This window comes from Flavobacterium sp. (assembly GCF_017744675.1).
Taxonomy (GTDB): domain Bacteria; phylum Bacteroidota; class Bacteroidia; order Flavobacteriales; family Flavobacteriaceae; genus Flavobacterium.
On sequence record NZ_JAGIAV010000004.1, the window covers coordinates 1,518,621 to 1,540,676 of the forward strand.

Below are 22,056 nucleotides of genomic sequence, written 5' to 3' on the forward strand. Positions count from 1 at the left end.
TATCACATTACTTGATTTAATAAAAAAAGCACTCTAAATTTGACTTAGAGTGCTTTTTGTTTGAATGAGCTTCTTAAATATTCGCTTAAATTTCTAAAGAGAAAATCTACTGAAAACATTTCTTGTCCATATATAAAAAGCGCTCTAAGTAATTTTAGAGCGCTTTTCTTTGAATTAATTTCAACCCCCAAGAAAATATTAATTTTTAGAACATCGTAATTATCTGTTCTTAATTGTAAAATCTTATTTGAAATTAGCAATTCCTTCTTTCAGCCATTGCAAATATTCATCAGCACTTACGTAACTTATTGTAGGTTTAGAAGCATTCATATTCTTTCCTTCCAAATCTGTAATAACATATAAAGGCTGTGTATTGGTTTTATATTTTGAGATCATAAAATCAGTCCATTTATCCCCTACTGTAATGATTTTATCTCCTGCAGCAGTTGTAAATTGTTCTTCTTTTGGCAATTCGCGTTTATCATCAACATAAAGCGAAATCAAAACCACATCGTTTTTAAGAATAGGCAAAATAGTTGGCTCAGACCAAACATTGTTTTCCATTTTTCTGCAATTTACGCAAGCATAACCTGTAAAATCTAACATGATTGGTTTGTTGATTTCTTTTGCATAAGCCAATCCATCTTTGTAATCATGAAAAACCATAATTCCGTGCGGACCTAATTCAGCTCCTTCCGGAAGTCCTTTTATAGATTCTGAAGAAACTGTTCCGTTACCTGAACCTCCTACTCCAAACGGACTTTCGCTATATTGAGGAGGTGGCGGGAATGCGCTGATTAATTTTAAAGGTGCTCCCCAAAGTCCAGGAATTAAGTACATTGTAAATACAAAAGTTAATAATCCTAAATACAATCTTCCAACAGAAATATGGTGTGTTGGACTATCGTGAGGCAATGTAATTTTTCCGAATAAATACAAAGTCAAAGCTCCAAAAATAGCGATCCAGATTGCGATAAAAACTTCTCTTTCTAAGAAATGCAATTGTAAAACTAAGTCGGCATTTGATAAGAATTTGAATGCTAATGCCAATTCTAAAAATCCTAAAACTACTTTTACGGTATTTAGCCAGCCTCCAGATTTTGGCAAAGAATTCAACCAGCCTGGGAACATCGCAAACAACATAAACGGAAGCGCTAATGCTAATGAGAATCCTAACATTCCAACAATTGGAGCAATTCCGCCATTTGAAGCAGCTTCAACCAACAATGTTCCAACAATTGGTCCTGTACAAGAGAACGATACAATTGCCAAAGCCAAAGCCATGAATAATATTCCGATTAAACCGCCTTTATCTGCTTGCTGATCGGCTTTGTTAGCCCATGAATTTGGAAGCATAATCTCGAAAGCTCCCAAAAATGAAGTAGCAAAAACTATTAAGATAACGAAGAAAATCAAGTTAAACCAAACATCTGTCGATAAAGCGTTTAATGCATCTGCACCAAATATTTTAGTTACGATAAGTCCTAAAATTACATAAATAGCAATAATAGAAAATCCGTAGATAATGGCATTTCTAATTCCTTTTGCACGGCTTTTACTTTGTTTCGTAAAGAAACTTACCGTCATCGGAATCATTGGGAAAACGCACGGTGTCAATAACGCTGCAAATCCTGATAAAAAGGCAATAAAAAAGATCGACCACAAACTTCTTGCAGGCGCTGGCGCAGGAATTTCTTCTTTAGTAGTTTCTGCTGTCTTTTCAACTTTTGGCTGAACTGCAGCTTCTTTTTTAACGGTATCAACAGCCAATCCTACTACTTTTGTCTCATCAGCCTTGTCTTCTGTTACAACTGGAACTTCGTCCATTTTAAAAGTTGACGGAACTGCAATCGAGAATTTCTTGCTCGAATTGATACAAACTTCTTTACAAACCTGAAAATCAAAATCTACATCGACTGTTTTTAAGTTTGGGTTTATGATTTTTATTTCTTGTTCGATATGCGCTTTTCCTTCAAAAAAAGTTTCATCTACACCGAAAACATCATTGAAAGCCGTTCTGGTCTTGCCTTCTTTGGCTTTTCCAACCAGTTCGTAATTTCCTTTTTGGTTTTTAAAAGTGATTTCTAATGCCAAAGGTCCGCCGTCTGGTGTAAACTGCGAATACATGTGCCAGTCTTTTTCGATTACAGCATCAAAAATTAAAACGGCATTGTTTCCTTTTTTCTCAATTTTAGAAGTCCATTTTACCGGCTCTAATATTTGCGAGTTCCCTTTTGCAAAAGCAAAGAAAAACAAGAAAAGTAAAATGGTTTTAGTCCAAACATTTTTCGACAAACTTGTCTGAAGATTTTGAGTAAAGTTCATTATTGTAATTCTATTTTTAGTATTTGATTTGTGGTTTTCTCTATTTTAAAACGTTCGTCCTGTCTTATTCCAACAACCCAGACTATTTCATTTTCAGAACATAAAATCCAAGTTTTTTCTTTTTCGATCAATGATAATTTTTCGTCTTTAAAAAGTTTGCTGACTTTTTTTGATTTCCCTCTCATTCCAAAAGGCTGAAAAACATCTCCGTCCTTCCATTTACGTAAAATCAAAGGAAAACGGATTTTATCGGAATCAACAAATATAACCTTATTTGAACCGAATGTTGTGTGACCTACGTTACAAAGACTCATTTTTAAGGGAAAATTAACTTCTGTATCGTTTTCATTAATTTCATATTCCTCATTTTCTGACATTTCAGAAAACGGACTTAAAATAAGCGTTTCTCTGTTTTTTAGCAATCTAAATTCCTCTGAAAGAACTTGTTTGCCCGATTGCCCTTCAACAAGATCGTAAATATCATTCCATGCCGAAAAGCCAAATTCGTTCAGCCATTGGTACAGATACGATTTGTAATTTGGAAGTTTTTTTAGCTGATTTAAATCGAAATGAATATCATCGCCTGCTTCTTTCGCCACTTGCTGATACACCATAATCGAGGCATCTTCTACCATTTCTTTTGATTCTTGAAGAAAGGACTGCGTTTTCTGAAAAGCATCTAGAAAATTAGGATTCATTTCTTTTAAAATCGGAACCAAATTATGGCGGATTTTATTTCGCAGATATTTAGTCGAAGCATTGCTGCTGTCTTCTCTCCATTCTATTTTATTGTCTTTTGCATATTTCAAAATTTCTTCTCTTGAAAAAGGCAAAAGCGGACGAATGATTTTGTCGTTTTGTTCCGGGATTCCAGTTAAACCTTCTAATCCTGTCCCGCGAGTTAAATTGATAATGAAAGTTTCTAAATTATCATCGGCATGATGCGCCGTCAGAATATAGTCGAAGTTTTCTTCTTCCAAAAGTTCATAAAACCAGCTGTAACGAAGTTCTCTTGCCGCAACTTGAGTCGAAAGTTTATAATCTTTAGCGAAAGCTTCGGTGTCAAAATGAGTGGTAAAAATCGGAATATTGTTCTGATCGCAATAGTTTTGAATAAATTCTTGATCTCCAAAACTTTCTAATCCACGAAGTTGAAAATTGCAATGCAAAACTGCAATTTCATAAGGCAATTTATTTAACAAATGCAGCAAAACCATACTATCCAACCCGCCGCTTACAGCCAGAAAAAGCTTTTTTTCGGCTAAAAAAGGAAATCGCGTTATGATATGATTTTGAAATTTTGAAAACATCCGATAAAAGTAAAAAATTAATTTCGATCTATTTTTAAATGAAATGTTAAGCATTGTTTTTCTGCCACGAATTGCACGAATTTGCACAAATTATTTTTTTGCCACAGATTAAAAAGATTCTCACAGATTTTTTAATCATTTTAATCTGTGGCTATATTTTTTTGTCGAATTGAGGAAAAAATTCGTGCAAATTCGTGCAATTCGTGGCGACATTTTTTACTGCAAAACTTCGTGCATTGCTTTTGCTTTCAGTAAGCATTCTTCGTATTCTTTTTCTGGGATAGATTGCGATGTAATGGCACTTCCTACCGAAAAAGAAACATATTTATTTTCTTGGTTGTACAAAATACTTCTGATAACGACATTAAAATCAAAATCACCTTCAGGCGTAAAATACCCAACTGCACCGCTGTACAATCCTCTTTTAGTTTCTTCTAGATTCTCTACAATTTCCATTACAGAAATTTTTGGCGCACCAGTCATACTTCCCATCGGAAAAGTTGTTTTTAAAACATCTACAGCAGAATATTGCGGATCTAATCTTGAAGTTATGGTAGAAATCATCTGGTGAACTTGCAAAAACGAATAGATTCCGCAAAGTTCTTCAACCACCACCGAACCTTTTTGTGCGGTGTGCGATAAATCATTTCGAACCAAATCGGTTATCATGATATTTTCTGCACGTTCTTTCGCATCTGAAGCTAGAATACTTTTTGATTTTTCGTCTTCTATTTCATCTTCAAAACGTTTGGAAGTTCCTTTTATGGGTTGCGAAATAATCTTATCTCCTTCTTTTTTCAGATAGCGTTCTGGTGAGGCAGAAAGCAAGTAGTGTTTGTAATTTTTAAAGAAAACTGAAAAAGGCGGTTGCGAAATCTCATTCAGCTTCTGAAATTTTTCTAACGGATTGATAACAGCATTTTCAGCATAAAATTCCATGCAGAAATTTGCTTCGTACATATCTCCAATATGAATATGTTCGAGCATTTTATTTACTTTTTGAACATACAATTCTTTAGGAATACGCTGCTTCACTTCGACTCCGTCCAGTGTGACAAATGCTTCAGTTTGCGTTTTTTCGATTTCTTCAAAGTCCTCTTCAAGCTCATCATCACAGAGCATTAAATATTGAACTTCAAGTTCGTTTCCTTTTAAAATAAAAATCTTTTTAGGTTGAAAGAAAAACAAATCGGGAAAATGTAATCCGTCAAAATTATTAGATTGAAGTTTTTCAATATCATTTTTTAAATCGTAAGAAAGATAACCAAAAAGCCAATCTTTTGTATTTTGCTGATATTGTTTTAAATCTTCAAAAGCATTGTAATAGTCTGTTTTTAAAGATGTAAAAGCATCTACTGCCAATATGCAGTCAAAGCTGGAATACTGTTGCGGATAAGAATTGCTGTCTAAAAAAACGACTTCGCGAAATTGTTGCGCCCAACTTAAAAGCTGCTCCTTGAACAGTTTCGGATTGGCAATATTTTTATGAATGGAAACTCTCAAAAATGGTAATTTTAAGGATCAAAATTACGACAAAATTCTGTCATTAGAGGAAAGCTAAAAAAATAATCAAATGTTTTGACTTAGATTGTAAAACTGTTAAAAAGACATTCTTTTTATAAGAAAAAATTCGTTATATTTGATATACAATTAGATTAATCCTAAAACAGTATTAATTTGATTGTAAAATCCTTAAAAAAGAACCTCAAAAAAAATAATTTGCGATTCTCGTTTGAGCTTTTAAAATGCATCTTTTCCAATAACTTAATTATATTTTTTAACCTTAAAAGATCCTAAGTATTATGAAAATTGCCACAATTATTGTCCGCGTTTTAATTGGCCTTTTGCTGCTTTTTGCCTCTATCAGTTATTTTTTCCACCTAATGCCAGAACCTGAAACTACAGGAAATTTCAAAGCATTTAATGTAGGCTTAATGGCTTCGACGTATTTAATGCCATTGGCAAAATCTATCGAATTACTGAGTGGAATTGCATTTGTAACTGGGCGTTATGTAACTTTAGCAAACATCTTGATCTTACCGATTACGGTAAATATTTTGTTTATCAATTATTTTCTAACTCCCGATGGTCTGCCAATCGCAGCGCTTCTATTTATAGGAAATTTATTTTTGATCTACAGATACTGGGATAACTACAAAAGTGTTTTTACAGCATAAATCATTTTTAAAAACAAAAAGCCCGTTAGTTTAAAAAAACTGACGGGCTTTTGTTTAATTTGCTTTATCATGTTTTACCCAAACCAAATCGGTTACATTGTATCCAATATCCTGAGCTTTGATAAGAAAATCTGCTTTGATACTTTCTGGCATTGTTTTTTCTCTAGAAAGTATCCACATGTATTTTAAACTTTCTCCAGCTACAAGTGCGTATTTATAATCTGGATCGATTGCTACGACGTTGTAACCAGAATAAAAAGGACCAAAAAATGAGACTTTCAGCATACCAATGTTGTCCTTTTTGACAAATCTAGCTTTCCCGACACTTTGTTCCCACTTGTCTTTTTTGACATTATAGCCCTTATTATCTACTTTTATTGTTTTGTCTTCATTTAAAGAATACTCGGCTGTTACATTGTTCAAATCTCTTTCCCATTTGTAATCTAATCTGGCAATTTCGTACCATTTTCCGAGATATTTATTGCTGTCAAAGTTTGTTACAGCTTGTGCATTTTTTGGAATTCCGCCTCCACAGGAGTACAATGCGATTCCAATTCCTGCTCCAATTAGAATCGGAGCTATATATTTACCTTTCATAACACTATCTTTTTAATAATCATAAAGATAGCATCAGAAATACACATCTAATTTACAAAATTATTTTTGATTATTATATTATATGAAGCTTAAAAATATCGCATAAAAAAACCGTCTCGTTTTTTAACGAGACGGTTTCAAATATCTTAGAACGTAAATTATACGTGTAAAGCTCTATTTTCTGTAGCTGCTAATGCTGCTTCTTTTACCGCTTCCGCGAAAGTTGGGTGCGCATGGCTCATTCTTGAAATATCTTCAGCAGAAGCTTTGAATTCCATTGCAGTAACCGCTTCAGCAATTAAATCTGCTGTACGAGCACCAATCATGTGAACACCTAAAACCTCATCTGTTTTCTCATCAGCCAAGATTTTTACGAATCCGTCTAAATCAGCACTTGCTCTCGCACGTCCTAAAGCTTTAAATGGGAAACTTCCTGATTTGTATTTAACTCCAGCCGCTTTCAATTGCTCTTCAGTTTGTCCAACTGCCGCAACTTCTGGCCAAGTGTATACTACACCAGGAATTAAGTTATAATCGATATGTGGTTTTTGGCCTGCTAAGATTTCAGCAACCATTACTCCTTCTTCTTCCGCTTTGTGTGCCAACATTGCTCCACGAACAACGTCACCAATTGCATAGATATTTGGAGTACTAGTTTGCAAATGATCGTTTACTTCAACTTGTCCTCTTTCAGAAATTTTCACTCCAGCTTTGTCAGCATTTAATCCGTCTGTGTAAGGACGACGACCAACAGATACTAATGAATAATCTCCTTCAAGAGTAATAGTTTCTCCTTTTGCGTTTTCAGCTTGAACTACAACAGCATCACCGTTTCTTTCAACTGATTTTACTTTGTGAGAAACGTAGAATTTCATTCCTTGTTTTTTCAACACTTTAGTTAATTCTTTAGAAAGCGCTCCGTCCATTCCTGGAATGATTCTGTCCATGAATTCTACTACAGAAACCTGAGCTCCCAAACGAAGGTAAACTTGTCCAAGCTCGATTCCGATAACTCCACCACCAATAATAACTAAGTGTTTTGGAACTTCTTTTAAAGCCAAAGCTTCAGTAGAAGTGATGATTCTTTCTTTATCAATTTTAATAAATGGCAAAGAGGATGGTTTTGATCCTGTAGCAATTACAGTATATTTTGCTTCGATAGTTTCTGAAGTTCCGTCAGCTTTTGCAACAGCAATATGAGTTGCGTCTACGAAAGAACCTAAACCATTGAAAACAGTGATTTTATTTTTATCCATTAAGTAGTTGATTCCACCTACGGTTTGATCTACAACAGCTTGCTTGCGCGCGATCATTTTCTCTAAATTGATTTTTACATCACCAGAAACTTCGATTCCGTGATCTGCAAAATGAGCAATTTCTGAATAGTGGTGAGAAGATGATAATAATGCTTTTGAAGGAATACAACCTACGTTAAGGCAAGTTCCTCCTAATGAATTATATTTTTCTACAATAGCAGTTTTGAAACCTAATTGTGCGCAACGAATTGCTGATACATATCCGCCAGGACCTGAACCTATAATGACTACGTCAAATGAACTCATAGTTTATCTTTTTTATTTTAAGCGATACAAAATTAAGGAATAAAGTTCTGTTTAAAGTTTAAATTTTAATGTTTTTTACGTGAAATTTTGCTGAGAAGTTTAACCCCAAAGGTCGCTAAGATTTACGCAAGGTTCGCAAAGTTTTATTTTATAGAGGCGAAATTTTGCTCGCAAAGGCGCTAAGTCATAAGGTATTTTGGATTGCCTCCTGCTTTAGCTGGAGGTAATTCAAAATATGCAAAATTCAAAAAAAACTTCGCGACTCTGTGTCTTTGCTAAATTAAAAAACTTAGCATCTTAGCATCTTAAAACGAAATCACCGTAGAGTTCTTCACTTCGCTAATCATAAACATACTTTGTGTGCTCCCGATATGTTGCAGTGAAGTAAGTTTGGTTACTAAAAATTCCCGATACGCTTCCATATCTTTTACCAAAACTTTTAGGATATAATCGTAATCACCGCTCACGTGATGGCATTCTAAAACTTCATTTAGTTTGATGACTTCGCTCTCGAATTTAGTTAGGAATTCTTTGGTGTGCTGAATGAGTTTTAAATGGCAGAAAACTGCAAATCCTTTTTCGATTTTAGATTTATCGACCAATGCTGCGTAGTTTTTTATGATGCCTTCACGCTCTAGTTTTTTGATTCGTTCGTAAACTGCTGTTACGGACAAATTAAGTTTTAAAGACAATTCTTTATTGGTCTTTTTGCTGTCGGTTTGAAGCAAAACGAGGAGTTTTTTGTCTATTTCGTCGAGAATCATTTTGGTTGATTGTTTTTGGTTGATTGTTGATAGATGAAAGAAAATCTATTGAAATACGTTTTCTTTTACAAATTTAGATTAAAAATCAAATAAAAAACACTTTAGTAGTTTTAAAATCTATAAAATTAAATAGTTGTTGACATTTTTTCTAATTAAACTTTTCTTTGACTTGAATTTCTTTTGAAAACGAATGCCCTAGCCCTGATAGAAGTGGAAATCCTTTTGTGCCGGGGTTCGGCATAAAAGATTGAAACGGATAGCAGGAAATAGCTCCTAAAAATTGTTTCAACTTTCAAGTTCCAGCAACCTGAAACTTGAAACCTGAAACTTGAAACCTGAAACAAAACAAAACAAAACAAAACAAAACTCAATACTAATCAGAGGGCGATTGCTTCGTTCCTCGCAATGACATAAAAATGAAAGACTTTAATCCAGCAGATAAAATTCAGGATTTGCAATACTTTGGAGAATTTGGCGGTGTGAATCCGTCGATTTCTGATTCTTCTACTTATACTTTTTTATCGGCAAAAACGATGTTCGATACTTTTGAAGGTAATATGGAAGGCTGCTATTTGTACTCACGCCATTCTTCGCCAAGTAATTTGTATCTGGACCAAGCTTTAGCGGCTATGGAAGGAACAGAAACGGCAAATGTTTCGGCTTCAGGAATGGGCGCTATTACACCTACACTTTTGCAATTATGCGGTGCGGGTGACCATATTGTTTCAAGCCGAACCATTTACGGCGGAACTTATGCTTTTTTGAAGAATTTTACACCTCGTTTTGGTATTGAAACCACTTTTGTAGACATTACTAAACTGGATGTTGTAGAAGCTACTATTACTTCTAAAACTAAAGTTTTGTATTGCGAAACGGTAAGCAATCCGTTGTTGGAAGTGGCAGATATTCGCGGTTTGGCAGCAATTGCTAAAAAACACAATTTGAAATTAGTTGTAGACAACACGTTTTCGCCACTATCGGTTTCTCCTGCAAAATTGGGGGCTGATATTGTAATTCACAGTTTGACGAAATACATTAACGGAAGCAGTGATACCGTTGGTGGTGTAACGTGTGCTTCGAAAGAATTTATTAATTCGCTTAAAAATGTAAACACTGGCGCAAGCATGCTTTTAGGGCCAACAATGGACAGTTTGCGTTCTGCCAGCGTGATGAAAAACCTAAGAACGCTTCATATTAGAATTAAACAGCACAGCCATAATGCGCATTTTCTAGCAGATCAATTTGAGAGGGACGGTTTAAAAACGGTTTATCCTGGACTGAAAAGTCACCCGAGTCATGAATTGTATAAAACAATGATTAATCCTGAATATGGTTTTGGAGGTATGCTGACCATTGATGTTGGATCTTTAGAAAAAGCTAATGAATTAATGGAATTGATGCAAGACCGAAATCTAGGGTATCTTGCCGTAAGTTTAGGATTTTATAAAACTTTATTCAGTGCGCCTGGAACTTCGACTTCTAGTGAAATTCCGTTAGAAGAACAGAAAGAAATGGGATTGACTGATGGTTTGATTCGTTTTTCTATAGGTTTAGACAACGACATTCAGCGCACTTACGAAATGATGAAAGCTTGTATGGAAGAGCTTGGAGTCTTAAAAAAGGAAACATCACTCTATAAATAAATTTGCACCATTTTTTTTAGATTGTTTAAATCCGCTGGAGATTTTCTCTAAGCGGATTTTTTTTTAAATTAAAAATCCGTTCTGAAGTATTCAGAACGGATTTTATTATCTATTTAGCCTCAAAATGTCTAAACGATTGCCAGTATTTGTCTTTGTAAATGTCGTAGCTTATTTCAAAAACACCGCTGTATTTTTTAATTAATTCGTCAGCTATTTTAGAAGGTTTTCGGAAGTCTTTGCAGGTAAAAAAGATTTCTCTTTTATTAGCTGCTGTTTCTCTTCCTATGTTTAAATAACCTTCTGAATCTGGTAAACTACAGATAATTTCTTCTTCAATTTCATCTAGCAGCTTATATGTTTTTTCATCTGGCAATCCGCCGTTATCGCAATCATCAAAAGGAATTGCAATTATAAAAACCCACGGATGCGATGCTTTTTTATCCCATTCTAAAATAGTGGTATTAATTAAAGCCAAAACAACTGAACCATCCTCTTTTTTTCCTTCAAAATTAGCATAACCATCGTTTTCTGAGTTATGTCGGGTTCCTTCGTATTTTTCAACAAATTCTTTTTCTCTCCAAATTAAATAATCTTTTAATTTTTCAATCGAAATTAATTCTTCAGAAACTTCTTCTGGACCTACAACGACTAGATTATCAATCAAAGTAACCGAATGTAATTCTCCTAAGTAATTATCAAGAAAAATATATACGCCGTTGCTTACATTCGATTTTTTATGTTCGATAAAATGATCGTAAACAATTACCAAATCTATTTCGTCTGGATAATTTTCGTGAATGCGGGGATAAAATTTTAAGTTTTCTTTACTGAACTCAAAATCCTGATAAGTAATACTAACATTATTAATATCTGAAGCAGGTTTTAGCGCTGTAAATTTCCAACCGTTAATTTCAGGAGCAGTATTCACTAATTCTTCAATTACGTAAATGTTTCGGATTGCTCCATCTGGTGTTAGAACTAATTCGGCAGTTTGATCATCGAACATTCCTGTAAGGAAATAGATTCCTTCGTGAATTTCATCCAGTTTTGGTGCCAATTTATCAAAAAAATCTTGATATATATTTTGTCCATTTTGAACGGTTTTAAAAAACGCTTTTTCATTTGCCAAAAACCAATTCCAGAAATCATTATAAGACTCTATTGAAGCTTCTTTTTTGCCCAATATTTTATCAAGAAAACTCATGTAGTAAAAAAATAAATTTAAAATTTTGTGAGAAACAAACTTAACGAAAAGCCCCTTCAAAACTTAAGAATATTTGTATAAAAATTAGAACAATTTAAAACGCTCTCAGCTAGAATGAGTTAAGTTCATAAAAATTATTTCACGCAGATTTAAAAACATTACAGCAGATTAACTAGATTATTTTAACGTATAAATTATCTGCTCAAATCTCTTTAAATCTGCTTGAAATAAAAAAGCCGTTTTAAGAATTTCTCAAAACGGCTTTTGCTTATATCATTTTACTTTTAACTTATAACTTCAGTATTCAATTTACTATTTTTTCGGCTGTAGCCAAAGTAAATCAGCAGTCCGATTATTAACCAAACGGTAAAATAAATCCAGTTCCAAACGCTTAATTCGGCCATCATGTACAAACAGCAGATTAATCCTAAAAGCGGAATCAAAGAAAGATTTTTTCTAAAAGCCCAAACTGCTAATCCAACCAAAACGAATAAAAATATCCACATTGGAATTTTGTGTTTGAATAAACCAAAACCTGATTCATATTTAGCAGAATCCGCAATTGGAAGACCTTTTACAACTTCAGCATATTTCGCTTCGTCATCTTGGTATTGCCCTAATAAATGCTCTAAATCTGAGGTTTCAGCAGTTTTATTGTTTACCTCGATGCTTTCTAAATATTTAAAAACTTGCTCTGATTCTGATTTATCTAATGACGTTATAATTGAAGTCGCATCGTAAATCTGTGGCTCATTATTTATAAATGCCATTGTTGCCTTATTATTGAAAGCAAAGGCATAGTACAAACCAGCAATAATTAAAAGCGGTAAAATATATTTTGAATTGATGTAAGGCGTTTTGAATTTTCCTCTTGGAATTTCAGGTTTGTTTTGCAATACCAAAACACCAGCGCAAACCAATACAAAGGCGAATAAAGTCCCGATACTGCATAAATCGGTTACCATTGTCAAGTTTAAAAATAATGCTGGAACTGCTACTACAAATCCTGTTACAATCGTTGCAAATGAAGGTGTTTTAAATCTTGGGTGAACAGTTGAGAATTTCTTTGGCAATAATCCGTCGCGGCTCATACTCATCCAGATACGAGGCTGACCCATCTGGAAAACCAATAAAACGCTTGCCATTGCAACTACCGCACTCACGGCAATAATACCTGACATCCACTTTAAGTCTAATTTATCGAAAACAAATGCAAGAGGATCTCCAACATTTAGCTCGTGATATTTTACCATTCCCGTTAAAACCAAGGCTATGGCAATGTATAAAATCGTACAGATGATAATTGCCCACATCATTCCGCGTGGTAAATCACGTTGCGGATTTTTACATTCTTCTGCTGTTGTAGAAATAGCGTCAAAACCAATATAAGCAAAGAAAACAGCTGACACTCCTTTTAAAACCCCGCTAACTCCATTAGGCGCAAACGGATCCCAATTGGTTGTGTCTACATAGAAAACACCAACTGCAATTACCAAAAGCACCACACAAAGTTTTATCACAACCATTAAGTTACTTGCATTACGAGATTCTTTCATTCCTCTGTAAACCAAAGCGGTAATCAAGATAATAATGAATAAAGCAGGTAAATCGGTCACAAAGTGAAACGATCCTATTGTTGGTGCGGTTGTCCAAGCTGTGTGAGCCTGTTGTAACGCAATACTTAAATTTTCGAATGATTTTCCGCCTCGCATTAAAGCTTCGGCATCTTTAAAACCGTTTGAAGCGGTTAGGTAATCCATTTGAATCCATTGCGGTAAATGTATTCCGCCACTCTGGAGAAGTCCCGTAAAATAATCACTCCACGATATGGCGACAGTAATGTTTCCGACGGCATATTCCATAATTAAAGCCCAACCGATAATCCAAGCAATAATTTCTCCAAAAGCCACATAAGAGTACGTGTAGGCACTTCCAGAAACGGGAACCATTGATGCAAATTCGGCGTAAGCAAAAGCAGCAAAACTACAAGCAAGAGCGGTAAAAAGAAACAAAAATATTACGGCTGGCCCTCCATCTGCACTCGCTTTTCCGATGGTGCTGAAAATTCCCGCACCCACAATTGCAGCAATTCCGAAAGCAGTTAAATCTTTGGTTGTAAGGTGTTTTCCTAATGCCTCATGTCCATCTGCCTCATTCTTTGCAACCTGTTTCAGAATATCCTGCACTGTTTTTTTTCGGAATAAACTTGAAAATGCCATATATGTTTTTGCTATTATAAATTGATTTAATTCAGTCGTTCTGGTTTTATTTTGCAAATAATGCAAAAAATATCCTGATTTCAAATATATAAAACGATTTTGTTTTTCTGTGATTTTTTTTCTTGCCACGAAGACGCTAAGACACTAAGTTTTTTTCGCCACTAATCCCTCGAATTATTTTCTAAAATCTTTATGTGTAAATTTTCTCACGCAGATTTGGCAGATAATGCAGATTTTGATTATGGCGAAAGATTACGCAGATTTTTTAAATTTAAATCTGCAGGAATCAGCTTAAATCACTTTTAAATCTGCGTGAAATAAAAAATCTTTTTAATCCTTTTAATCTGTGGCTTTAAAAGACAAATGTAACATTTCTCAAAATGAGCTTACTAATACAAGTAGTATTTAATTTAAAGAATCATTTTTATGGAAAAAATCACGAGACGTTCTTTTGTAAATAAATTTGGACTTGGTGTTGGGGCTTCAGTTGTCATGACTACACTTCCGTCTTTTATCACTGAAACAGAAAAGTTACATCAACCTTACACCGGAAAAAAATTAAATATTGCCTTATGCGGTTTAGGAAACTACGCTTCATTATTAGCTGAAGGACTTCAGGTTTCTGAATATTGCCAGCTTGCCGGAATCGTTACAGGAACGCCTTCTAAAGCCGAAACTTGGAAAAAGAAGTATAACATTCCAGAGAAAAATATTTACAACTATGAAAATTTCGATTCAATCGTAAAAAACAAAGATATTGATCTGGTGTATGTTGTAACTCCAAACTCACTTCATAAAGAATTCACCGTTCGCGCTGCAAAAGCAGGAAAACATGTTATTGTTGAAAAACCAATGGCCATTACGGTTGAAGATTGCGAAGAAATGATTAAAGCTTGCAACGATAATAATGTACAACTGGCAATGGGTTATCGCTTGCATTACGAGCCGAATCATTTAGAAGTAAAACGATTGGGACAAGAAAAAGTTTTAGGGCAAGTTCGATATATAGAAGCTTCTCTAGGTTACAGCACTTATGATATTCATGACGTTAATAAACCTGTCGATTTAGACGCTCGTAACGAATGGAGACTGACTAAAAAGTTTGCAGGTGGCGGTTCGCTAATCAATTTAGGCGTTTATTGCATTCAGGTTTCGCGTTATGTTTTGGGCGAAGAACCAATTGCGGTAACAGCTCAATTTGGAACCATAAACAACAAAAATAGATTTACACAAGTGGAAGAAAATATCACTTGGCAAATGGAATTTCCAAGCGGCGCCATTGCTAATTGCTGCAGTTCTTATGGTTTTGGCATTGATAGATTTCACGCTGCTGCGGATGAAGGTTTCTTCGAAATGAGTCCTGCTGTGAGTTACGGACCCTTTGTAGGTAAACGATCTGACGGAAAACCATTTAATTTTCCTGTTATAAATCAGCAGCAAACTCAAATGGATGAGATTTGCAAAGTGATTTTAGCCAACCAGAAACTCCCAAATCACATTACAGGTGATGAAGGAATTAAAGATGTCAGAATCATTAATGCTATTTATAAAGCTGCTGAAACAGGGAAAAAAGTTAGCCTGAAATAGTTTTTTCGCCACGAATTCACGAATTATTTTTTTGGCGCAAAATATTTTTCGAATGATGAACTAACGAATTACTCAAATTTTTAATTTGTGAAATCAGCGCAAAGTATAATTTGTGTAATTCGTGTAATTTGTGGCTAACTTTTCAAACAGCTTCTCAAAATACTTACCGGATGTTGTGCCTCGCGACTTGTTCCATCATAAATTTGATGACGACAGCTAGTTCCCGCAGCGGCGATTTTTACATTCTCAGCTGTATTACGAACTTTTGGAAATAAAGTGTCCTCGCCCATTTGCATGCTCACTTGGTAATGTTCTTTTTCATAACCAAAAGAACCTGCCATTCCGCAACAGCCCGAATTGTAAATCGTAACCGTATTATTTTTAGGAAGATTCAGCATGGCGAAAGTTGCTTCAACCGAACTTAACGATTTCTGGTGGCAATGTCCGTGGATTTTAATCTCTTTAGTTTCTTCTGAAAAAGAATCGGCTGTGATTTTACCATCTATGATTTCTTTTTTGAAGAATTCTTCGATTGTAAAAGCGTTTCGGGATAATTTCTCAGCTGCTTCTTTGTCATCGGCTAAACGAAGATATTCATCTCTAAAAGTCAAAATCGCCGAAGGTTCAATTCCAACTAAAGGTGCATTTGCCAAGACCAAATCTTTAAAAACATTTACGTTATGATTGGCTATTTTTTTTGCTTCTTCTAGAAAGCCTTTTGAAAGATAGGTTCTTCCGCTTTCTTCATGATCGACAATTAAAACCTGATAACCTAATTTCGTCAATAATTCGAAAGCATCGATTCCTATATTCACGTCATAATAATTCGTGAATTCGTCTACAAACAAATACAATCTTCCATTCGGGAAATCTGTTTGTGATGGTTTATTATTAGTATGCCATTTTCTAAAAGTCTTTTTCGCCAATAACGGAACTTGTCTTTCAGGTGCAATTCCCATCGTTTTTTTGACCAAAGACTGATTCGAAATAAAATTCGTAATCGCTGGAAATTTGCTTCCCATTTTGTTCAATTTGGCATTGTTGGCAAAAATCTTATTTCGGGTTGTAAATCCGTTTGCTTTTTGATATTGGTATAAAAACTCCGCTTTTAAAGTCGCAACGTCCACATTACTCGGGCACTCGCTTGCACAGGCTTTACAGCTTACACACAATTCAAAAACTTCGTATAATTCTTTTTGGTCGAATTTATTTTCTTTTTCAGAATACGTTAAATATTCTCGCAAAGCGTTTGCTCTCGCACGAGTAGTTTCCTTTTCGTTTCGAGTCGCACGATAACTCGGACACATTGCACCTCCGCCTGACGGCAGTTTTCGGCAATCGCCAGAACCGTTGCATTTTTCGGCAGCACGCAAAATCCCTAAACTATCTGAGAAATCCTGAAAAGTTTTAATATCTGGTTCAACCCTTCCCGAAACGACACGATGATTCTCGTCCATTTTCAAAGCATTTACAATCTTCCCAATATTCAAAACCGAATTAGGATCAAATGCCAATTTGATTCTTTTCAGCAATTCGTAATTTTTGTCGCCAATCATAAACGGAATAAACTCTCCGCGCACAATTCCGTCACCGTGTTCCCCGCTTAACGAACCTCTATATTTTTTCACCAAATGCGCTACCTCTGTCGCAATGGTTCTGAACAATTTTAAATCGGATGTTTTCTTCAAATTCAAAACCGGACGAAGGTGCAATTCTCCCGCACCAGCATGCGCGTAATAAATCGCTTCTTGCCCGTGACGCAACATCATCGCCGAAAACTCTGCAATATAATTTGGCAAATCGCTCAATTCAACCGCAGTATCTTCAATAGAATCGGCTGCTTTATCATCGCCAACAATACTTCCTAAAAGTCCAAGACCTGCTTTTCTCAGTTCGTTGGCTTTGTCAATATCATTTCCGTAGATTTTTACTCGAGCGTAACCAAAATTGTTTTTCTCTAAATCGGCAATCAAAGCATCAGCTTGTTTTTCGGCATCTTCTAAGGTATGCGACGCCACTTCAAACAGCATAATCGCTTTTGGTTCTCCAACTAAAAAGAAACGGTTTTTAATGTGTTCACGATTGGTTTTCGTACAATCCAAAATCGTATCGTCGATCATTTCGCAAGTGTACAAATGATGTTTCATCGCCACCACAACCGATTCCAAAGATTCCTGAATCGTATGATAATGTCCAACAACCATAATGCTATGAGGCGGAGGCAAATCGTCAACCTTCAAAGTAACTTCGGTTGTAAAAGCCAAAGTTCCTTCACTTCCGCAAAGCAGTTTTCCTAGATTTATGGTTAGTTCGCTTCCTCCAAATAATTCCGATTTTAGCAAAATATCAACCGCATAACCTGTATTTCTTCTATGAATTTCTGGTTTCGGAAACTCTTTTACGATTTCTTCTTGAGCTTCTTTTATCGAAAGCTCATCATAAATCGTTTTGTATATTTTATTTTCTAAAGAATCGCCTTTTGTTTTTTCGATAAATTCAGCCGAAGTCAGGTCTTTAAAAACGACTTCAGAACCGTCGCTTAAAAGTGCTTTTACCTCCGCAATTTTATCACGCGTCACGCCGTATCGAATCGAAGTTGTTCCCGAAGAGTTATTTCCCACCATACCGCCAATCATCGCTCGGTTTGAAGTTGAAGTAATCGGAGCGAAAAAAACGCCATGAGGCTTTAAGAATAAATTCAGCTCATCGCGAATTACGCCTGGCTGAACCGTTACGGTTTTCTTTTCGGCATTGTAAGAAATGATTTTTGTAAAATGCTTCGACACATCAACCACCAATCCATCTCCAACTGCTTGTCCTGCCAACGAAGTTCCTGCAGTTCTTGGCGTAATCGACAGCTTATGTTCTGCCGCAAATTGGATCAGCTTGGCAATATCTTCAGTCGTTTTAGGAATTGCTACCGCATTAGGTTTAATTCGGTACACCGAAGCATCTGTAGAATAAAGCGTTTTGTGAAGCTCATCGAATAAAAGTGTGCCTTCGAGACTAGCGGCTAATTGCTCTAAATGAGATTGGGTCAACATGTAAATGTGCTTTTTATAAAAATATTTCCTGAAAAAACTCAGACCACAAAGATAAAAATATCGCAGGGCAAAACGATTCTATTTTGGGAATTTATCTAACAACTCCGTCATATTTTATAAAATTTGGAGCGAATCCTGTAATGCATTCCACTTACTAAAAAAGTAATTTTAAAATTTTACTTTTTTACGCCTAATTATTATGGAAAATTTCTTTCAAGACGTTATCAACCACCTCGAAAGCTATTATAATAGCCTTGTCGACCTTACGCCAAAATTTATTCTGGCTATTTTGGTCATTCTCGTTTCATGGTTTATCGCGAGTCGTGTGGGTATTTTTGCCGGAAACCGACTAAAAGCAAAAATGCACGATCGCTTGCTTGCCATTTTTATTGCCCGTTTAATTAAATCGGTTTTAATCATTATCGGAATCTTGTTTATGTTCCGAATTATTGGTCTCGAAGGTGTTGCGCAAAGTATGCTTGCGGGCGCGGGAATCTCGGCTTTTGTAATTGGTTTTGCGCTGAAAGATATCGGCGAAAATTTCCTTGCCGGGATTTTGCTGGCTTTCAAAAGACCTTTTTCTATTGGCGACATTATCGAAAGCAACGGCGTAAAAGGCGAAGTCATCAACCTGAACCTTCGCGATACCGAAGTCAAAAGCGATTCTAAAATCATATATATCCCAAACGCGCTTCTTATAAAAAATACACTCATTAACTACAACAGCGAAGGTTTTCTGCTCCAGACTTTCACCGTCGGACTCGAATATGGCTCTGATTACACCCGCGCCATCGAACTTGTAAAAGAAGTTCTCGGTAACGACGAAAATGTAACCGAAAAAGACCACGAAAACGCCGCCGTCATTACCGATGTTATTGCTGGCGGTATTATTCAGCTCAATATTCGCTATTGGGTTAAAACCGCATCAACAACCGAAAATTCAGAATGCCGTTCTAAAATTATTGCTGCTGTTTTGAATAAGTTGAAAGAAAATGGGTTTGTGCTTAAATAAAGGTTCTAAGGTACTGAGATGCTAAGGTTCTGAGTTTTTTTCTCTCGATTGTGACCCTGAGCGGAATAGAAGGCTTATAAAACCAATAGCTTCGCGATTTTGGAATTTTAAAGATTAGAATTTATTATTTGGAGCTATTTCCAGCTGTCCGCTATATCTTTTCCGCCGAACCCCGGCGCAAAAGGATGTCGCTTCCATCTGGGCTAGGGCACTTTGTTTCATAAGAAAATTATGAAACCAAAAAAAACGGTTGTCACCCTGAGCGTAGTCGAAGGCTTATGAAGCCTAAAATTCCCACAACGAATCTCCTCAATCTTGTCATTTCGACGAGAGGAGAAATCTCACGCGGGATTCCGCAAAGAGAATCACCCATCTTTGTCGAGTTTCTAGTGTGATTTCTCCTTACGTCGAAATGACAAACTACATGGAAATTTAACTGAATTTATGTTTTCTTAAAATATGATGCACTATCTAGGGGTTATATTTCCAATCACAAAGTATTTCTTATATTAGCTTGAAATAGAAAAAGTCTAATGAAATTTTATCAAGTTTTTAATTTAAATAACAAACATATTTTCTCAGCTAACATAAACTCTGTATATGAGTTTTTTATGCAATTAGATATTGAAAACGATTTAAAAAAACATATTTTAAAAAGAATAAATAAAGAATCTGATTTTGAAATAAGTGTTTCAGAATTAGAAAAATAAAACCAGCTTTAGAAGAAAAAATAGACGAATTAATTACTGATGTAAATTTTGATCCTTTTAAAGAAAGACTAAGAAAACTTTATCCACTTCAATATAGTAGCGATCCTTTTATATGGAAAAACACTACTTACTATTTGTATGGAAAAACTAATCCTATCGATAGTCAAATATCGAGAATAAGAAGTTTTTTAATGAGTCTAGAATATTTTACAAATCATAATCAATCAATAAAATATATCTTGAGAATTTAGGATTTTTTAAACAAATCCGAAAAACTATAAATATAATATTTTTCTTACTTATAATATTTTTTTGATATCTTTACAGTCCTAAACACAAAGAATAAACTAATATTAACTTACCCTGATGGAGTTAGGTATGATCTTTTCTTAAAATCATTAACCTTCAAGGGGTTTTATTCTCAAATTTAGGATTATGAGTACTACCAATGTTTCCAAAGAAATCGAAAACAGACTTCTTAATTTTTTCAACGACAGAATCGATCCTGTAGAAATGGCTAAAACATTAAGACAAGTAAATTTTACACTCGCTTTATGTGTTTTAAGCGAACATGAAACATTTCAAAGCGAAATCATCAAATTAAGAGACAGCTTTTACTGGCTCAATGAACTAGCAGAGACTTTAAATCCTTATTTGGAGGTAGAGTAAAAAGCTTAAAAAGAAAACCTCGATTTTTTAAGTCGAGGTTTTTATTTATAAAAGCTAGTATTCAAAAGCCTTTCTGTTTTATATTTAAGCTATTTTATTATTTTGCTTTAACTAATTCTACACGTCTATTTTTTGCTTTGTTCTCTTCAGAATCATTAGGAACTAAAGGACGTTCAGAACCAAACCCTTTTGCCGATAATCTTGATTTTTCGATTCCTTTTAAAGTTAATGCATTCATTACAGAATTGGCACGATCTATAGAAAGCTTCTTATTTTTTGAAGCATCACCAGTATTATCAGTATGCCCTTCAATTGAAATTTTTAAAGAAGGATCTTTTTTAAGAGCTAAAACTATTTCATCAATTGTTATATTTCCATCTTTTGTTAAATCTGCTTTATTAACTTCAAAATTGATATAAAGAATTGATTTTCCTTTTTCAGTAAGATCTTTTACAATGTCATCTGCTGTAATTTTTTGGATAGTCTGTTTAAGATTTGCTTCTTGTAAAATATTTAAACTTCCAGAAGCACTATTAGCTGTAAACTGAACATAGATGTTTCCTTTATCTTTTGTTCGAATCACATAAAACTTAATTTGCTGATCTGCATAACCAATATCTCCTTCTCCTCCTTTATTAGGGTCTTCTTTGTTATATCGGTCATATTCTTCACTAGTTATTTCGCCATCATAAATTTTTACAGCTCCAACAGAAGTTAAATAATCTTCAAAGCTTTTTTCAAAATATCTTTTCGAAAATTCCTCTTTTCCATCACTAACAACATTTATTTTGTAAAGTTTTCCTTCGAAAGGAGTCATAATACCGTTAACAGGAAAAAAACAAACATCAAAATTCTTTTGTAAAGGTTTGTTTTGGTTTGTTAAGCCTTTTGGAAGTGAAAAAAATGGAAATTCACCCAAATCAGTATTTGTATAAGGAATATCTTCAATATTAAACTTTTTTGCTAAAACGGTATCTTTTTTTTCAACCTCAGTAGTAGTTTGTTCTTTTTGAGGTTTGTCGTTTTGATTTTCATTTACTTTTTTATTGCATGAGAAAAAAAGCAAAATACTAGTAAGTAAAAAAAGTGTCTTTTTCATGTAAGATTTTTTTGTGTTAAATTTTAGTAATTTATTGCTGAGTTCAAAAATATACATCTAATCCTTTTCTTACTTAATTTTTAACAATTAATTTATTAATTCAAACCGATAGCGCGGATTTGCAATCCGTGCCC

The 22,056-nt window shown here is 34.7% G+C and carries 16 protein-coding genes; 6 read left to right on the plus strand and 10 right to left on the minus strand.

From position 1 onward, the window contains the following. Nucleotides 1–243: 243 nt before the first annotated feature. The 3 genes from J7574_RS16830 to J7574_RS16840 all read right to left on the minus strand — a co-directional run bounded on the left by J7574_RS16830 (nt 244) and on the right by J7574_RS16840 (nt 5,138). The gene (locus tag J7574_RS16830) at nt 244–2,325 is read right to left on the minus strand and encodes a cytochrome c biogenesis protein CcdA (protein ID WP_290971089.1); all 2,082 of its coding nucleotides are present in this window, start codon (nt 2,323–2,325) and stop codon (nt 244–246) included. Further along, nucleotides 2,325–3,635: a tRNA lysidine(34) synthetase TilS gene (gene tilS, locus J7574_RS16835; RefSeq protein WP_290971092.1), complete on the minus strand. Its 1,311-nt coding sequence runs from the start codon at nt 3,633–3,635 to the stop codon at nt 2,325–2,327. Before tilS ends, J7574_RS16830 begins: the two co-directional genes overlap by 1 nt. Before the next feature lie 216 nt (nt 3,636–3,851). Beyond that, the gene (locus tag J7574_RS16840) at nt 3,852–5,138 is read right to left on the minus strand and encodes an anthranilate synthase component I family protein (RefSeq protein WP_290971095.1); all 1,287 of its coding nucleotides are present in this window, start codon (nt 5,136–5,138) and stop codon (nt 3,852–3,854) included. 299 nt (nt 5,139–5,437) lie between these two features. Here J7574_RS16840 and J7574_RS16845 point away from each other — a divergent pair, with 299 nt between their 5' ends. Continuing rightward, nucleotides 5,438–5,812, plus strand: coding sequence for a DoxX family membrane protein (locus J7574_RS16845; protein ID WP_290971098.1), 375 nt, complete (start codon nt 5,438–5,440; stop codon nt 5,810–5,812). Nucleotides 5,813–5,866: 54 nt separating this feature from the next. On the opposite strand, the gene J7574_RS16850 is transcribed toward J7574_RS16845, so the two are convergent. The 3 genes from J7574_RS16850 to J7574_RS16860 form a co-directional block, all read right to left on the minus strand. Then, nucleotides 5,867–6,409 (minus strand): lipocalin family protein, encoded by a 543-nt coding sequence (locus J7574_RS16850; RefSeq protein ID WP_290971101.1) that lies wholly within the window; start codon nt 6,407–6,409, stop codon nt 5,867–5,869. 158 nt (nt 6,410–6,567) lie between these two features. Continuing rightward, nucleotides 6,568–7,971 carry a dihydrolipoyl dehydrogenase gene (gene lpdA, locus J7574_RS16855; RefSeq protein WP_198856781.1) on the minus strand — a complete coding sequence of 468 codons (1,404 nt, stop codon included), beginning with the start codon at nt 7,969–7,971 and terminating at the stop codon, nt 6,568–6,570. 305 nt (nt 7,972–8,276) lie between these two features. After that, entirely contained in the window at nt 8,277–8,735 is a 459-nt protein-coding gene (locus tag J7574_RS16860; protein ID WP_290971106.1) for an Lrp/AsnC family transcriptional regulator, read from the minus strand. Nucleotides 8,736–9,151: 416 nt separating this feature from the next. Here J7574_RS16860 and J7574_RS16865 point away from each other — a divergent pair, with 416 nt between their 5' ends. Continuing rightward, nucleotides 9,152–10,378 carry an aminotransferase class I/II-fold pyridoxal phosphate-dependent enzyme gene (locus tag J7574_RS16865; protein ID WP_290971109.1) on the plus strand — a complete coding sequence of 409 codons (1,227 nt, stop codon included), beginning with the start codon at nt 9,152–9,154 and terminating at the stop codon, nt 10,376–10,378. A gap of 109 nt (nt 10,379–10,487) precedes the next feature. Here J7574_RS16865 and J7574_RS16870 read toward each other — a convergent pair whose 3' ends face one another. Further along, the gene (locus tag J7574_RS16870) at nt 10,488–11,582 is read right to left on the minus strand and encodes a DUF695 domain-containing protein (protein ID WP_290971111.1); all 1,095 of its coding nucleotides are present in this window, start codon (nt 11,580–11,582) and stop codon (nt 10,488–10,490) included. 284 nt (nt 11,583–11,866) lie between these two features. Next, nucleotides 11,867–13,801: an amino acid permease gene (locus J7574_RS16875; protein ID WP_290971114.1), complete on the minus strand. Its 1,935-nt coding sequence runs from the start codon at nt 13,799–13,801 to the stop codon at nt 11,867–11,869. Between the two features lie 426 nt (nt 13,802–14,227). Here J7574_RS16875 and J7574_RS16880 point away from each other — a divergent pair, with 426 nt between their 5' ends. Next, complete coding sequence (locus J7574_RS16880) at nt 14,228–15,388, plus strand: Gfo/Idh/MocA family oxidoreductase (protein WP_290971117.1); 1,161 nt, start codon at nt 14,228–14,230, stop codon at nt 15,386–15,388. Nucleotides 15,389–15,522: 134 nt separating this feature from the next. Here the strand turns inward: J7574_RS16880 and J7574_RS16885 are convergent, their stop codons facing one another. After that, complete coding sequence (locus J7574_RS16885; protein ID WP_290971119.1) at nt 15,523–18,432, minus strand: FAD-binding and (Fe-S)-binding domain-containing protein; 2,910 nt, start codon at nt 18,430–18,432, stop codon at nt 15,523–15,525. Nucleotides 18,433–18,631: 199 nt separating this feature from the next. Between J7574_RS16885 and J7574_RS16890 the strand changes: the two genes are divergently transcribed. The 3 genes from J7574_RS16890 (at nt 18,632) to J7574_RS16900 (ending at nt 20,823) form a co-directional block, all read left to right on the plus strand. Next, a complete protein-coding gene (locus tag J7574_RS16890) occupies nt 18,632–19,444 on the plus strand; it encodes a mechanosensitive ion channel domain-containing protein (protein WP_290971122.1) in 813 nt (270 codons plus the stop codon). A gap of 533 nt (nt 19,445–19,977) precedes the next feature. Then, entirely contained in the window at nt 19,978–20,154 is a 177-nt protein-coding gene (locus tag J7574_RS16895) for a hypothetical protein (protein WP_290971125.1), read from the plus strand. A gap of 435 nt (nt 20,155–20,589) precedes the next feature. Continuing rightward, nucleotides 20,590–20,823, plus strand: a complete 234-nt coding sequence (locus J7574_RS16900; RefSeq protein WP_290971128.1) for a hypothetical protein — start codon at nt 20,590–20,592, stop codon at nt 20,821–20,823. A gap of 97 nt (nt 20,824–20,920) precedes the next feature. Here the strand turns inward: J7574_RS16900 and J7574_RS16905 are convergent, their stop codons facing one another. Continuing rightward, nucleotides 20,921–21,922 (minus strand): OmpA family protein, encoded by a 1,002-nt coding sequence (locus J7574_RS16905; RefSeq protein WP_290971131.1) that lies wholly within the window; start codon nt 21,920–21,922, stop codon nt 20,921–20,923. Nucleotides 21,923–22,056: the final 134 nt, after the last annotated feature.